The organism is Acinetobacter sp. YH12231 (assembly GCF_013417755.1).
GTDB classification, from domain to species: Bacteria; Pseudomonadota; Gammaproteobacteria; order Pseudomonadales; family Moraxellaceae; genus Acinetobacter; species Acinetobacter amyesii.
This window is the reverse complement of sequence record NZ_VPDJ01000014.1, coordinates 78,610-94,124: the sequence shown is the minus strand read 5'-3', so window position 1 is coordinate 94,124 and position 15,515 is coordinate 78,610. Positions and strand designations below refer to the sequence as shown.

General features: G+C 42.6%; 15 protein-coding genes. 9 read left to right on the top strand and 6 right to left on the bottom strand.

Annotation, left to right across the window (positions count from 1 at the left end; all coding sequences use genetic code 11):
* Nucleotides 1-33: 33 nt before the first annotated feature.
* Nucleotides 34-555 carry an Asp-tRNA(Asn)/Glu-tRNA(Gln) amidotransferase subunit GatC gene (locus FTV11_RS10240; protein WP_180056107.1) on the top strand — a complete coding sequence of 174 codons (522 nt, stop codon included), beginning with the start codon at nt 34-36 and terminating at the stop codon, nt 553-555.
* Between the two features lie 118 nt (nt 556-673).
* Here the strand turns inward: FTV11_RS10240 and dusA are convergent, their stop codons facing one another.
* On the bottom strand, nt 674-1,705 hold the full coding sequence (gene dusA, locus FTV11_RS10235) for a tRNA dihydrouridine(20/20a) synthase DusA (RefSeq protein WP_180073962.1): 1,032 nt from the start codon (nt 1,703-1,705) through the stop codon (nt 674-676).
* 284 nt (nt 1,706-1,989) lie between these two features.
* Here dusA and FTV11_RS10230 point away from each other — a divergent pair, with 284 nt between their 5' ends.
* The 3 genes from FTV11_RS10230 (at nt 1,990) to FTV11_RS10220 (ending at nt 4,744) form a co-directional block, all read left to right on the top strand.
* The gene (locus tag FTV11_RS10230; RefSeq protein WP_180073961.1) at nt 1,990-3,405 is read left to right on the top strand and encodes a methylenetetrahydrofolate reductase C-terminal domain-containing protein; all 1,416 of its coding nucleotides are present in this window, start codon (nt 1,990-1,992) and stop codon (nt 3,403-3,405) included.
* A gap of 186 nt (nt 3,406-3,591) precedes the next feature.
* Nucleotides 3,592-4,002, top strand: a complete 411-nt coding sequence (locus FTV11_RS10225) for a hypothetical protein (protein WP_180073964.1) — start codon at nt 3,592-3,594, stop codon at nt 4,000-4,002.
* Between the two features lie 97 nt (nt 4,003-4,099).
* Nucleotides 4,100-4,744 (top strand): HEPN domain-containing protein, encoded by a 645-nt coding sequence (locus FTV11_RS10220; protein WP_180022580.1) that lies wholly within the window; start codon nt 4,100-4,102, stop codon nt 4,742-4,744.
* Nucleotides 4,745-4,798: 54 nt separating this feature from the next.
* Here FTV11_RS10220 and FTV11_RS10215 read toward each other — a convergent pair whose 3' ends face one another.
* Nucleotides 4,799-5,995: an MFS transporter gene (locus FTV11_RS10215; RefSeq protein WP_180004611.1), complete on the bottom strand. Its 1,197-nt coding sequence runs from the start codon at nt 5,993-5,995 to the stop codon at nt 4,799-4,801.
* A 123-nt stretch (nt 5,996-6,118) separates the two neighbouring features.
* Nucleotides 6,119-7,036, bottom strand: coding sequence for a DMT family transporter (locus FTV11_RS10210; RefSeq protein ID WP_180073960.1), 918 nt, complete (start codon nt 7,034-7,036; stop codon nt 6,119-6,121).
* Between the two features lie 940 nt (nt 7,037-7,976).
* On the opposite strand from FTV11_RS10210, the gene FTV11_RS10205 reads away from it, so the two are divergent.
* The 5 genes from FTV11_RS10205 to FTV11_RS10185 all read left to right on the top strand — a co-directional run bounded on the left by FTV11_RS10205 (nt 7,977) and on the right by FTV11_RS10185 (nt 13,203).
* On the top strand, nt 7,977-9,104 hold the full coding sequence (locus tag FTV11_RS10205) for a Re/Si-specific NAD(P)(+) transhydrogenase subunit alpha (protein WP_078191288.1): 1,128 nt from the start codon (nt 7,977-7,979) through the stop codon (nt 9,102-9,104).
* An 11-nt stretch (nt 9,105-9,115) separates the two neighbouring features.
* Nucleotides 9,116-9,436 (top strand): proton-translocating transhydrogenase family protein, encoded by a 321-nt coding sequence (locus FTV11_RS10200; protein ID WP_180008997.1) that lies wholly within the window; start codon nt 9,116-9,118, stop codon nt 9,434-9,436.
* A gap of 3 nt (nt 9,437-9,439) precedes the next feature.
* Complete coding sequence (locus FTV11_RS10195; protein ID WP_180073959.1) at nt 9,440-10,894, top strand: NAD(P)(+) transhydrogenase (Re/Si-specific) subunit beta; 1,455 nt, start codon at nt 9,440-9,442, stop codon at nt 10,892-10,894.
* Nucleotides 10,895-11,240: 346 nt separating this feature from the next.
* Nucleotides 11,241-12,572 (top strand): ammonium transporter, encoded by a 1,332-nt coding sequence (locus FTV11_RS10190; RefSeq protein WP_180022576.1) that lies wholly within the window; start codon nt 11,241-11,243, stop codon nt 12,570-12,572.
* A gap of 13 nt (nt 12,573-12,585) precedes the next feature.
* Nucleotides 12,586-13,203 carry a hypothetical protein gene (locus tag FTV11_RS10185; RefSeq protein WP_180073958.1) on the top strand — a complete coding sequence of 206 codons (618 nt, stop codon included), beginning with the start codon at nt 12,586-12,588 and terminating at the stop codon, nt 13,201-13,203.
* Nucleotides 13,204-13,298: 95 nt separating this feature from the next.
* Here FTV11_RS10185 and rsfS read toward each other — a convergent pair whose 3' ends face one another.
* From rsfS to FTV11_RS10170, 3 genes are all read right to left on the bottom strand, one after another.
* Nucleotides 13,299-13,700, bottom strand: coding sequence for a ribosome silencing factor (rsfS, locus tag FTV11_RS10180; RefSeq protein WP_078194190.1), 402 nt, complete (start codon nt 13,698-13,700; stop codon nt 13,299-13,301).
* A 73-nt stretch (nt 13,701-13,773) separates the two neighbouring features.
* Nucleotides 13,774-14,571 carry a hydroxypyruvate isomerase family protein gene (locus FTV11_RS10175; RefSeq protein ID WP_078191282.1) on the bottom strand — a complete coding sequence of 266 codons (798 nt, stop codon included), beginning with the start codon at nt 14,569-14,571 and terminating at the stop codon, nt 13,774-13,776.
* Between the two features lie 42 nt (nt 14,572-14,613).
* A complete protein-coding gene (locus FTV11_RS10170) occupies nt 14,614-15,483 on the bottom strand; it encodes an NAD(P)-dependent oxidoreductase (protein WP_180022575.1) in 870 nt (289 codons plus the stop codon).
* Nucleotides 15,484-15,515 lie beyond the last annotated feature (32 nt).

Genomic DNA, 15,515 nt, shown 5'->3' with positions numbered 1-15,515 from the left:
CATCAAGAATAAATGCATCATGGGGGATGCAATATGTTTCGATGGCTCACCATTTTTTTACTGTTGAGTTTGGCTGGTTGTAGCTATTTTGTCTCGACAGATGAATTATCTCGGCAGATTGAGCAGCAGATGCAGCACGAGTTTGATCAGAATCCAGATTATCGGCAGTACCATTTACGGATTCAAAATATAAAAGTATTAGAACGTAAGGGATTAAGTTTTAAGGCTCAGGCGACGCTGCAATACGATGGTCAGCCTTATACTGTTTTGGTCGAGATCTACAAAGACCTGCAAGGCTATGCATGGAAAATAGATGAAGAACAATTTGCCTTCATTGACGAAGCTGAAATTGCAAAGTATCAGGCGCAGTTAGATCAAGAGTTGAATCATTTGGTTGAGGAATTGGAACAACCAACAGAAGAGGTTGAACCTGTTACATCGGCGCCTGAGAGTTATGTGGGTATGCGTGAGGAAGAAGATCCATCTGATTATCAATGGACTGGCTATGATGATGAACCTTTTCCCAAAGGGAATATTACGGTCAATAGTCATTGAGTGATGATGTGACTGTTTAGATGATTTAGCTGAGTTGTCGATCTTACCAAGCAAGCACTTTAAGAAACATGAAAAATAAAAAAAGCCCGCAAAATAGCAGGCTTTCACTTTTTGAAGATTAATCTTCTAAAACGACTTTAGGATGATCACGTAAATAGTCTTCAGTACGTTGCATTGCATCTTTAATATTTTGGATGGCATTTTCCACATCTGCAAAGGTTTTGGCATTGCCACCACTTAAAGCCTGACGCCATTTTCGAGCACCTGGTAGATTTTGGAATAAACCTAAAATATGACGGGTAATGATAGAAAGCGGCGCACCTTCTTCCATGCGTTTAGCAATATACGGTAGCATCTGATCGATAATATCGAAACGGTTGGGTAATTCGAGATCCCAAAGCTGACCGATCTCAGCCAATAAGTACGGGTTGTGATAAGCTTCACGGCCAATCATCACGCCATCAACATGTTGTAAATGTTGCTGCGTTTCAGCAAAGGTTTTCACCCCGCCATTAATTTCGATCAATAAATTTGGACGTTCTTGTTTCAGACGATAAACATCTTCATAACGTAAAGGTGGCACATCACGGTTTTCTTTTGGCGACAAACCTTGCAGCAGGGCAATACGGGCATGCACGATAAAATTGTTACAGCCAGTCTTTGCCACCGTATCAACAAAATGCAGCATTTCTTCATAAGACTGCATGTCATCAATCCCGATGCGGTGTTTCACGGTCACTGGAATATCAACAGCATTTCGCATTTCAGCAATACATTCTGCAACCAAATCAGGCTCTGCCATCAAGCATGCGCCAATTTTATTGTTCTGAACGCGGTCACTCGGACAGCCGACATTGAGGTTTACTTCATCATAGCCCCAGTCCTGTGCCATCTTGGTACAGGTTGCTAAATCTTTAGGATTTGAACCACCTAGCTGTAACACAATCGGGTGTTCTTCGTTGTTATAGTCCAAATGACGATTCGCACCGCCAAATAAAATCGCACCTGTGGTGACCATCTCGGTGTAGAGAATCACAGTAGGGTTAAACAAGCGTGCAAAGAAACGATAGTCACGAGTCGTCCAATCCATCATCGGCGCAACACTAATTCGTGGTTGAAGTTTATTTTCAATGGGTTGGAGATCAGTCATTAAAAAAACACGCCTTAAAAGAACAAGATGGAAGAACGAAATGGAAAATGGTGAAGAAATACCAAAAGCTGTCTGAAATACGATGAAAAAAACCGCATTTCAAGACGCGCGCAATATTAGCATAAATTGTGGTTTGGGGCATGGTCTTGCTAGCGTGACATATTCAAGGTCAGGCTAGAAAAAGTCGGAAGTGTGGCTTAAGTAATTTAAATTTTTATATGATTAATCTATAATTTTATAAACTTTATTGTATGGTTTCTCAGCAGATTTAACTGCCTGCCTTTATGTCTTTATTTTCCCAATATCTATTGCAACGCCAGTTTTGTATCTCGTTTGAATATCTAACGACGCAAAAAACGCATCTGGTCCCAACGACATTTGCAGGCTTTCCTGTGTGCATGACATTGGCTGACCGAGTACAAAGTGACACGGATATTGCTCCTTTAGAAGCAATGCAAGACTACCCTCAAAACATTGAAAAAATTCTGCATTATTCGGGGAAAGGTCGAGATATCTCAGATTTTCAAACTTTTCTGAAAGATGCTCAGCAGCACGGGGTAGAGAATTTACTTTTGCTCAGTGGTGATAAACTCAAGCAGCATCAGGATGGGGCAAATGATCCGAGTTTACGGAGTCGTTATTTAGAGTCGGTCAATCAAGTCATGGCAGCCAAAGACTTTGACGGGTTTTATTTAGGGGTGGCGTTTAATCCTTTTAAATATGCAGAAGCAGAAAAGGATGCGCAGTATTTTAAACTGAATAAAAAAATTCAAGCTGGCGCTGACTATGTGATTACACAGTTGGGCTTTGACATGGATGTGTTGAGCAGTTACCAACGCTATATGCAGCAATATTATCCACGTGTGCCTGTATTGGCTTGTGTCATGCCGCTGACATTTGCCCGTGCCCGCTATATGGCCAAGCAAAAAGTCGCAGGCATCGTGCTTTCAGCAGATGTATTAAATTTTTTGCAACAAGAACAGCAAACAGACGCCATACAAGCAGAACAGAATGTCTATGCTCGCTGCGCTTTACAAATTTTAATGTGTCAGCATCTGGGCTATGCAGGGGTTCATTTATCGGCTTGCCATAAAGCAGTAGAACAAGAGAAGTTGCAAAAAGCAATTTTGCAATTTGCCACATTAACGTTTGAACAATGTTTAGCAAAATGGAAAATGCTTTGGCGCTCTAGTGTTGAGGTGAACTTCCAACCGACGGGCGCAAATAACCATAAGGCTCCAGTTGAACAGGTTTTGAAATATAAAAGTATGCATGTCATGCATGAGTTATTTTTTAGTTCAAAACTGGCCAAAGGGGCGGGATCTTATATTTTTTCGGCCAAATTATGGCAAAAACCGAAAGCCGATGCGGCCTTGCTGAAAACAGAATTTATCAGTAAACATGGCATTGTGGGCTGTGAAAGTTGTGGACAATGTCGTTTAGGCGAAACCTTATATATTTGTCCTGAAACCTGTCCCAAAGGATTAGCCAATGGACCCTGTGGTGGCTCCAACCTTGACCGCTGTGAGTTTGAAGACCGTGAGTGTATACACTCGGTCAAAGCGCGGTTGGCGAAAGCCGTCGGTCAAGAAAAAATGCTGAAGCAAGAGCTCATCCCTACCGTTGCAATTGAAACTCGGCACAGTAGTTCTTGGAAAAACTGGTTCGTTCCACCGACATCGCCACCAACAGAACAATAATTAACTTAAAGCATTATTCAGTCTGAAACTTTATAAATGTGAATCTTTAAGGCGCTAATCATTCTAAAAATCAGACGAATAGTCGTATAAAAAAATGAAAAAGATGAAATAAACAATTAAGATCAACAGCAGATGAAAATCAAAAATTAAAAATAGAAATGTGAAGAATTTGGGGAATACCACATGATGAAAAAGACCTGCTTAGGAATAGCTTTAGTTTTCACATTGTCAGGCACAACAGGCTGTTCTGTTGCTATGGCAAGCAAGCAGCCAAACAAGAAAAATACCGAAATGATTCAACAAGGGCTGTCTCGTAACTTGGTGATTGCTGAATTTGGCGCACCGATCACCTCTGAATATAAAAATGGCAAACGCCATGAAATTTATACCTTTACCCAAGGTTATTCGACTGCCAGTAAAGTCGGACGTGCGTTTTGGCATGGTGCTGCAGATGTGGCGACCGTGGGGTTATGGGAACTTTTAGGAACACCAGCCGAATCCGTTTTTAACGGGAAGAAAATGTCTTATGAATTGATTTTTGATGAAAATGATCAGTTAGAACGTTATACCTATCTCACACAAGATGAGACCAAATAGTTGAATACAGAGATATTTTGATTGCATGCCGGTAAACAATTGCGCTAAGTTCAAATGGTAGAAAAATAAACGAATTATCCATTGGAATTTAGCAGCCATGATGCTACTTGAAGAAATATTTAAAAGTAAAAAGTCGGAACATACCGACCAATTTAATTTACGCATTCATCGAGGGTTAAGTTGGCTGAAAAAGTCGATTGATCTTCAAGATGACCTCGATTTGCAATTTATCAGTTTGTGGGTGTCCTTCAACGCAATATACGCGCAAGACTTACAGATTGCACAGGACAAGCAAAGCTTAAGGCAGTTTTTATATGTGATTTGCCAAAAGGATGCAGAGCATAAAATCTATAATATTTTATGGGAGCGTTTTAGTCAGCCGATACGGTTGTTTTTGGATAATCCCTATGTTTATCAGGGCTTTTGGGATTATCAAAATCAAAAAATTAGCCATGACGCATGCAAAGAGGGCTTGGCGCATGAAAAACAAAAAGTACTGCACGCGCTTAAAGAAAAAGATTCCGTTGATATTTTAATGGTGCTGTTCAATCGCATGTATACGCTACGCAATCAAATGGTTCATGGCGGCGCGACCTATAAAAGTTCGGTCAATCGGAAACAACTTCAAGATGGCTGCACAATACTGTTGGCTCTCTTACCGGTGTTTATGGTGATTCTTTTGGAAAATGCAGAAACCTTGGATTTAGGCAAACCCTTTTATCCTGTGGTGCAGGTCAGTTAATTTCAAAAAAATAAAGCCACAGTAATGTGGCTTTAGAATAATGATCCAGACATTTCATTGTGGATATTTTAGTTGCCGTGCAGTATAGAGTTGATCGATCAATACAAAAAATCCAGCAGCAATGACTAAGGCTATCCCTGTCATGCAGGTGGTGGTCCAGCCGCCATGATGCCAGGCGAATACGCCCAAAGCTGAGCCACATGCACCACCGACAAAATAAAAAGTCATGTAAATTGAATTGATTCGAGAGCGTGCAATCGGGTTGAGTTGGAAAATAATATTTTGATTACAGCTATGCACCATTGCCAAACCTAGATTGATTAAACCATAGCCTAAAATATAAAAAGCAAGAGATGATCCACCCAAATACAGCAGTCCCCAACTGAGGGCTAAGATGCTACAACCGAGCCAAGTTAATTTTCGGTTAAAACCCAAATCCGCCCAACGCCCAATCCATTGTGTTGATAGGGCACCAAACACACCAACTAAAGTCACGACACCGACCCAAACATCGGCCAATTGAAAAGGTGGCTCAGTCAGTAACATGGCAATGGTGGAAAACAGCATACTCATCGCGGCAAAGACACAGCCTCCAATTAGAGAACGGAAAATTAACCGTGGCTCATGTTTGAGTAATGCGCCCATTGACTGGAAAACTTGGCTGTAGGGCATCCGTGTGATGCTGACCACGGGCAGACGTTTTTTGAGTAAGAGTGCTAATACCAACATCAAGAGCGCACTGAGGATGTAAATCGATTTCCAATGAAACAGATAGGACAATAAGCCAGAGAGACTGGTCGATAACAGAATGCCGACCAATAACCCACTCATTAAAAAGCCAACAACTGCCCCAATTTTTTCAGGTCGTATCGCAACAGTGACCAAAGGGATAAGAACCTGAGCAGCCACTGAAAATAGCCCCGTGATAATGGTTCCTGCCCAAAGCATGTATAGATTGGTCGAAAAAGCACAGAGGGCTAAACCGACAGTCGCACCAAGCATGAGTAATGGAATAAATTTGGCTTTATTCACAATATCGCCAATCGGCACAATAAACAGTAGACCCAAAGCATAAGAAATTTGCGCAAAGGTGACGGTTAGCGCAACTTCAGATTGTGGAATTTGAAAGCTCTGTTGGATAGAAGCCACTAAAGGTTGGCAATAATAATTGGCACCCGCACATAAACCACATGCAGCAGCCATAAGCCACAACAGGGTTTTATCATGGCTAATGTCGATCGAGGCTTTCATAAATTGTCCAGATATTGGGCGGAAGCGTATGCAAAGAATTTGCTGCCACGCTGTTGTGGTCACTATAAGGAAAATCAAACAGGTCTTAAAGTGTTTCTCTGTGAATTGTATCCACGCACGCGTTTAGGATTTCTTACTGAGACTGATCATCAAGACACCCAGCATATTCAGACCGCAACCGACCCATTGCCATAGGTTTAAATGTTCATTCAATAACGCGACGGCCAGTAAAATCGTTAAAATGGGCCCGATAGAGGCAATCATGGCCGATTGTGCAGCTCCCAGTCGGATGATACTTTGCATCATCAAAATGGTTGGAAGCACGGTTACCAATAGTCCTAGCGCTAAACCATACAGCCAGACTTGACTCGGGAGTTGTTGGAGCAAGGCGATAGGCTGTGGTGTTGCAAATAGAAAATGAATAATCGTCCCAACGCAGGCTATGCTCAGGGCTAGACCAGTAAAGTGTAAAGAACCAAACTTTTGCATGAGGCCTGGCGTGAGTAATAAGTAAATTGCAAATAACACGGCACTGGCAAAAACCAAACTACATCCGAGCCAAAAATACTGATCATGTGGTGTGGTACTTTGTTCTTGTAGCATCACTAACACTGTCCCGCCATAACTTAAAATCAGGGCAAGGATGGTTTTAAAACTCAGTGGCTTTTTGAATAAAACAGCGGAAGCCAGTACAGTTAATGTGGGATATAGAAAAAGAATAATCCGTTCAAGCGAAGCACTGATATACATCAAGCCACGGAAGTCGAGCCAACTCGAAAAGTAATAGCCGATTAGACCGGAAATGAGCAAGAGCACCCAATCTTTTCGTTGAATCGTTTGATAGGAACGTCGACTCAGCCATGCAATGACCAAGAAAAACGGCAATGCACTCATCATGCGTAAAGCCATGAGGACAGTGGCATCGACAAGAGGAGAAAGTGCATAGGCTTGCTTAATAAAAATCGCTTTGGTACTAAACAAGAAGGCAGCAATCAGCGCAAAAATTGCACCGATGAAGTGCGGACTAAGGTTTCTTGACATAAGTTAAGGTGTGCCTCAAGACGACTGAACGAATTCGACAGCATTGTTCTGATAAGTTTGAACTGTCATTTTGATTATAAAAAATGCATCGTGCGAGTAAAAATGCAAAAAAAGAATAGTACTTATTCCTTTATGCATAAGTGATTGCTAGATCAAACATGAAAACAGCGGAAGAAATGACCAATTTGGTTTTAAATTTTTTCACCGCAACATGACTCTGCAGGTCAAATATATCAGGCTGAAACATTTAAGGTGAAAATTGCACACAAATGGTGCAATTATTGTTTTTGGTGATACAAAGCCAATAGCGATATCATAATGCTAAATATTCAAAAAATTATTTTTTTAGCTAAAAAAGCCAATTCTAAGACTTAAGGCGAAGCATCAGGTGGGGAGGGCAAGACTTCGATAAACCCGAAACGTGCGCAAAAATTCATCGAATATTCAAGCTGACCGATTTGACGAGACTGTGGTAGAAAAAAGTCAGTTTTCAATACCAGTCAGCACGTCAAAACTGTCAAATGAGTCAACGAGCTGATGCAGTTTGAATGAACGACTGGCTTTACCTGACTTAAGTCGATTTGTAACGACAAGTTCGAATCATTAGTTGTCGAATGAAAATGTCACAATGATCAACGCGCTGAAACAATACGCGCTAAAACCGACTAAATTATTTATGTTTTGAGTCTTAAGTAATATTAAAAAGTTATAAGTAGAATAAAAATGAGTAATAAATCGACAAATAAAACTGAATAAATGAAATATCACATCATTCTTTTCATGAATCATGAGTTCAAAATATGGGCATTTATTAAATAAATATTGGGTAGTATTTTAAAAAAGTTCAATTAGAATCCAAAAATTGTACAAAAACACATCCTGAGGGGAGACATCGCGGATTGCGATGTTTACTTAAGAAAAATTAGCTTGAGGAACGCTCATGCAGATCGGAATTCCAGCCGAAACTGTTGTCGGTGAAAATCGCGTCGCTGCGACGCCTGAAACAGTAAAGAAGTTGATCAGCGCTGGTCATAGCGTCGTTATTGAACGTGGAGCAGGGGTAAACGCTGCTTACATCGATAGCGCCTATGAACAAGTTGGTGCCAAAATTACGGATGATGCCTATACCGGTAGTCAAATGATTTTGAAAGTTCGTGCGCCTAAAGGTGACGAAATTCAAAAACTCACAGCGGGCACCACCGTTGTGGGGATGTTTGACCCTTACCGCAACACCGAACTTGACCAATTTGCGTCACAAAACGTGTCTGCATTTGCATTGGAACTTTTGCCACGGACCTTATCTCGTGCGCAAAACATGGACGTACTTTCATCTCAAGCCAACCTTTCAGGTTATAAATCTGTGCTTTTGGCTGCGGCAGAATATCAACGTATGTTCCCAATGCTGATGACAGCAGCAGGTACAGTAAAACCTGCACGTGTTGTGATCATGGGCGTAGGTGTTGCAGGCTTACAAGCTATTGCAACAGCGAAACGTTTAGGTGCCGTAGTTGAAGCAACTGACTTACGTCCTACAGCACGTGACCAAGTTGAATCTTTGGGTGGTAAATGGTTAGACGTACCAATGTCACCAGAAGAGCAACAGAAAGCAGCTGATGCTGCAAAAAATGGTTATGGCTGGATGCCGGGTGAAGACTACATTCGTGATCAAGCGATTATTGTTGATAAAGCCGTATCGAATGCTGACATCGTGATTACGACTGCATTATTGCCGGGCCGTGACGCACCACGTTTAATCAAAGCAGAAACTGTTGCCAAAATGAAACCGGGCTCAATCATTTTAGATATGGCGGTTGAAACTGGCGGTAACGTTGAAGGTTCTGTCTGCGGCGAAAATGTCGTGACTGCAAATGGTGTGAAAATTCTCGGTATTCCAAATATTCCTTCAACAGTTTCGACTGAAGCGTCGGCACTGTACGCACGTAACGTTTTGAATTTCATAGAAACCATGTTTGATAGCGAAAAGAACTTCGCGATTAACCCTGAAGAAGAAATTCAAAAAGCACTACTTGTCACTCATGGCGGCCAAGTGCTGCTGAAACGTGGTTAAGGAGAATCATCATGGTTGAAACGATTACTATTTTTGTCTTGGCAATCTTTGTTGGTTACTACGTGGTTTGGGGGGTAACACCTGCGCTACATACACCATTAATGGCTGTAACCAATGCTTTGTCATCGATCATTATCGTTGGTGCGATGATTCAAACCGTTGGCATCCCAGGCATTGTGGATGCAAGCGTACAGTTCCAAAGCATTAACGTGGTAAGTATTTTAGGTGCGGTTGCCGTTTTCCTTGCAAGTATCAACATTTTTGGTGGGTTTGCGGTGACTGCACGTATGCTTGAAATGTTTAAACCTAAGCAAAAGAAAAAAGAGGGTTAATCCATGGAATTCATTAAAGAATATGCGGATTGGTTCTACCTGATTGGTGCCGTTCTTTTTATCTTAACGTTGCGTGGTTTGTCTGGTCCGAAAACTGCGATTCAAGGTAACCGTTACGGCATGATCGCAATGGCGATTGCTGTAATCACCACATTCTTTGTCGCAGATCATCCAGTGATTTGGATGATTGTGGGTGCAATGGTGTTGGGTGCAGTCGTAGGTATTGCACGTGCAAAAACAGTTCCGATGACTCAAATGCCTGAAACTGTGGCACTGATGCACTCATTAGTCGGTTTGGCTGCGGTACTGATTGCGATCGCTGCAATTCTACATAACAACCAATTGACTGCGGCATTCGCGGAAAATGAAGCAGTATTAACAGCTGCGGGTGTAGAACATGCTCATATGAGCAAAGTTCATTTATTTGAATTGTTTGTAGGCTGTTTCGTTGGTGCGATTACCTTCACAGCATCGGTATTTGCTTACGGTAAATTGGCTGCGAAGAAATGGGCAAAAACCATTTCAGGTGGATGGGTAAAACCTGTTCAAGCCTTAATTTTCCTTGCGATGTTGGCGTGTGGTATCTACTTCTTCACTACAGGCAACATGAATGCTTTCTGGGCAATGACTGTTCTTGCACTTGCATTTGGTTGGGTATGGATTGCGCCAGTAGGCGGTGGTGATATGCCAGTGGTGGTATCGCTACTGAACTCGTTCTCAGGTTGGGCTGCAGCAGGGATTGGTTTCACGCTTGAAAACAACATGCTGATTGTTGCAGGTTCACTGGTTGGTTCATCGGGTGCGATTCTGTCTTACATCATGTGTAAAGCCATGAACCGTTCAATCATCAACGTCTTGTTTGGTGGTGCAATGGGTGGTACAGCAGTAGCGGCGGCGGATAATGCTGAAAAAGCACAGCGTAATCACCGTTCAGGTTCTGCAGACGATGCTGGCTTCTTGATGTCAAATGCGGATAGCGTTGTGATCGTACCGGGTTATGGTATGGCGCAAGGTCGTGCACAAAATGCCGTGAAAGAATTGTGTGAAATCTTAAAAGAGCAAGGTGTAAAAGTTCGTTTTGCGATTCACCCTGTGGCAGGTCGTATGCCGGGCCACATGAACGTACTTTTAGCTGAAGCTGACGTTGCATATGAAGACATTCTTGAAATGGACGAGATCAACTCTGACTTCCCTGCAACAGATGTAGTACTCGTGATTGGTGCGAATGACGTTGTGAACCCAGCGGCAAAAGACGATCCAAGTTCTCCAATTTACGGTATGCCAATCCTTGAAGCGCATAAAGCACGTACCATTATGGTGATCAAACGCTCTATGGCTACAGGCTACGCAGGTCTAGACAATGACTTGTTCTATAACGATAAAACGATGATGATCTTCGGTGATGCGAAGAAAGTTGTGGAAGATATGACAAAAGCCATTAATGGCGGTGGTCATTAATCCATATTGCCAAAGTCCCGCTGTGATAAAGCGGGATTGAGGAAGATTTAAACCACCTTCGGGTGGTTTTTTGTTTTCTTCGCTTTTATTTTCTTGGCTTTTGATTAATGAATGCTTCACACTAAAAGTGCACAAATATTTAGCGCATCAGGTGCTTGAATCAAATTGATGCGTGTTTTGAAAACAAGGTGCAGATCGATGCGCTGTTTTGTTCCATTAAATTCGATCTCAGTGATTCAAAATATTGTCGCGAACTGGTTTTGTGACGCAATGCATTGAAAAATAATTAATTGTCTGAAATTTGGTATTCTTTTTGCACAGCATGGTTATTCTTGGGGGAATAATCATGAAAAAAACATACTTGATGGCACTGTTTCTGAGTGTCCTGACATCGACTGCATGGGCAGTTGACCCGCAAATCGCCAGTAATATTCAAGAAATTCGTATCTCGCTCGACAGTATTTGGGTGGTACTGGGCGGTATCTTGGTGTTCTTTATGCAAGCCGGATTTGCCATGATCGAAAGTGGTTCAGTTCGCAGTAAAAATACCGTGAATGTACTCATGAAAAACTACATGGATGCCTGCTTGGGTGGTCTGGTGTTTTGGTTGGTGGGTTTTGGTCTGATGTTTGGGGTCAATACCACGGGCTGGTTTGGCTTCAGTCATTTTGCACCCGATCAACTGGATGATTGGCACTGGAACCTTCTATTTTTCCAAATGATGTTTGCTGCAACGGCAACCACCATTGCCAGTGGTGCAATGGCAGAGCGGATTCATTTTGTCGCTTATGTGGTGAGTGCGGCCGTTGTCTCAGGTCTGATTTATCCTGTCTTTGGTAGTTGGGCATGGGGCAGTTTATTTGGCGGAGACGGTTGGTTAAAAGCACTCGGATTTATCGACTTTGCAGGTTCGACCGTGGTGCATTCAATGGGCGGCTGGGTTGCCTTGGCTGGCATCATTGTATTGGGACCACGTTTGGGTCGATTTGGACGCAATGGGCAAAGCCATTATTTACCAGGGCATAACTTACCTTTGGTAGCATTAGGCGGTTTTATTTTATGGTTAGCATGGTTTGGTTTTAATGCAGGCTCGACCATTAATGCCAATGTCAGCGTAGGACGTATTGCTTTAAATACGCATCTTGCGGCGTGTGCTGCCGTGGTTGCATATATGTTGCTCTGTCTCATCCGATCTAAAGCCATTTTGATCCGCAGTACGATCAATGCCTCACTGGGTGGCTTGGTTGCCATTACGGCAGGCTGTGCAACGATGTCTCCACTGTATGCGGTCATCACCGGTTTATGTGCAGGTGTGATGGTGACCTTCCTACCAATGCTCATGGAAAAAATGAAACTGGATGATGTGGTTGATGCGGTGACCGTGCATGGATTCTGTGGCGCATGGGGAACATTGGCTGCAGGGATCTTCCTTGAAAATAATATGTTTAATGGCGATGTCATCGCGATACAAGGGCTTGGAGTGATTGCAGCCTTTTTATGGGGCTTTGGCGTTGCGTTCATTGTATTTAAGGTCTTGGATAAATTGTTGGGTGGCTTACGGGTGAGTAAGCAACATGAACAACGTGGTTTGGACTATACCGAGCATGCTGAATTGTCTTATCCCGAGTTTCAAAAAGATGTGACTTTTGAAACGGATGATATGACCAAACGTCATTAACAGGAGTAATGCAATGAGCACCGAACTGTTGAATTTGGCACAACGCCGCGAAGCTTTAGAAAAAGGCTTACAACAATTTATTCATGGGACTTTACTCGACAGTGCACTACGGCACTGGGAGCAGCAGTACAGCATGAAACCGTCATTTGTCTTAAATCGCTTCTTAAATGATATCTGTACCACAGAAGAGCTTCGCTTTTATCGTAAAGATATGCTGAAGCAAGTTTTGTATGAGTTATCTACCTTAGAAAAGCAGGAACTGTTACGTGCTGAAAAACCACAGGAGCAGGTGCAAGAAGACGAGCTCATTGCAGAGACCATTAGCGAAGCTTTTTTAGGCTTTATCGAGTCAGTCATGCTGACGGTGAAATCTACAGATCAGGCTGATTTCACCCAAGATGTGATTCAGCAATTAGAAGAAATCGGGCTGGCAATTGCGGCAAATGCACAAATAAATACGGCGAGTTTTGTCGAGTTTTTGCCCTTGACCAGTTATGCCAAAGTTTTAACGAGCATTTATGAAGTGTATTGTGACTTTTATGGTCCGATGCGTGCAGACCAAGTTTATGCACAAACCAAGCTGAAAATTAAAGCCAATTATCCTGAGGTGGATTTACATCAACTGCTTTAGTGTAGGGGGTAAAACACCATGAAGCTGATAGTCCTTGGTGTATAAAATCAAGGGATAAAAAAAGCGACCTAATTAGGTCGCTTTTTTCTGGAAGCTTAAGCTACAGTTTCTGGAGCTGTACGCCATAAGCTTTCTAAATCATAGAATTTACGTGCTGTAGGTAACATCACATGTACCACTACAAAACCGAGATCAATCAGGATCCATTCTGCATCACGTTCACCTTCAACGCCAATCGGGCGGAATCCAGCTTTACGTGCTTCTTCTGCCACGTTGTCTGCAAGAGACTTAATGTGACGAGTTGAAGTACCGCTCGCAATTACAATCGCATCTGCGACATTGCTGATTGCTTTGATATCAAGTTCAACAATATCTTTGGCTTTTACATCTTCAAGTGCTTCACGTACAACAGCTAAACAAGCTTGTACATCTTTGATTTGCGTTGATTTTGCGAGATCGAGAGAATTAGAAGCGCTGGGCGATGGTTCTAAATTCATAGAGGGTATGATTTCCTGACAATTTTACATGGTCTAATATAGCGGTTTTGTTGCTGAATTTCAAATCAACACGTCATTGACCATTGGCTAAATGAGGGAAGTATTTGTCTTTCCACGCAAAAGAATGTGATGAGTTGCTTCGTGGTCGGTATTCAGCCGCGATGTAACCTGTATATTGGCTTTGATCTAACCATTTAAAAATCTCTGCAAATGGAATCTGCGCTGAGTCAGGTTCATGTCGCCCCGGACAGTCAGCAAACTGTATGTGACCGATATCCTGAATATTTTCTGCCAAAGTACTGAGAATATCTTCACCCATCATCGCCATGTGGTAGCAGTCATATTGCATCTTCAAAGTAGAGTGTTGTACAGCTTCAAGCATTTCCTGAGCTTGGGCAATATTTTGCACCAAAAAGCGCGGCATATCAGTGCCATTAATCATTTCAAATACCGGTTGAATATGATGTTCGGACAACATGTGGCATGCCAGTTTAAGGTTGCTCGACAAGGTATTTAAACATGGGAGTAAGTCTGCATCTTGTGGCTGTTTGCCGGCTAAAATATTGACACTCGGTACATTTAACGCAGTGGCATAGCGAATACATTGCTCTAAGGCCTGATGAAATTGATTTTCACGCCCCGGAACTCCCGCAAGACCATCGCCGCCTTGCATCAAATCACCCGCAGGGACATTAATTAAACACAGGCTTAAATCATTGATAGTGAGCTGGGTTTGGATTTGCTCAATACTCAGCTCATACGGAAACTGAATTTCTACATGCTTAAAACCATGTTCACGAGCCAAAGCAAAACGCTCTAACAACGGCACTTCGGTAAAAATCATGGATAAATTAACCGCGAGCTGAGTCATGTATATCGTCCTTGAAGCAATTTACTTCTAAAGTGAAAGTCGTTAGTTTTGTTCGACATGTTGAATGATGGTGGCTAAATCTTTTTCTGCAAAACCATTGTCCTGATGGGCTTTGAGTTGCGATAAAGCAAGGCTGGCAACAGGGATGCTTAACTCAAACTCGGCGGCCAGTTGGACTGCATTATTCAGGTCTTTAGATAAAGTTTGAACTTTCCATTGCACGGGCTCGAACTGATGTGTTGCCATACGTGGAGTTAAAATCTGAAAAGGCTTTGAATCTGCAAAACCACCGGCAAGCGCTGGTGCTAATAACGTGGTGTCTACACCTGATTTCTCGGCCAGTGCGACAGCTTCTGCGATTAACGTGCTATTGGCAGCGACGATCAGCTGATTACAAATTTTGGTGGCTTGACCTGTACCTGAGTCGCCCATGCGAGTAACACGTTGAGATAAAACATTGTAAATCAGACTCAAATCTTGAATCGTTTGAGCATCACCACCGGCAAAGATGACCAAGGTGCCTTGCTCAGCGCCTGCTGTGCCCCCCGAAACAGGAGAGTCAATCCAAGTGACTTGTTTTAACTTTGCAGCTTGAGCCAATTGATGGGTTTGATTCACAGAAAGACTCGAGAAGTCGACAATAATTTGTCCTGCCGCTAAATGGGTTTCGATGCTTGCATACACCGCGGCAACAGCAGCATCGTCTGCGAGACAAGATAAAACCACAGGATAATGGGCAATCTTCTCCAATTGAAGCGCTGTCGCGCCAATCGCAATCAACTCATCACACGCAGCGGCAGTTCTGTTCCATACCGCAACTTCAAATCCTGCCTGAATGAGACGCGTGGCCATACGGCTACCCATCAGCCCCATACCTAGAAATGCAATTTTTGTATTACGATCAAACGCCATGTGCTGTACTCAATCTATCCTGTGTGACTATT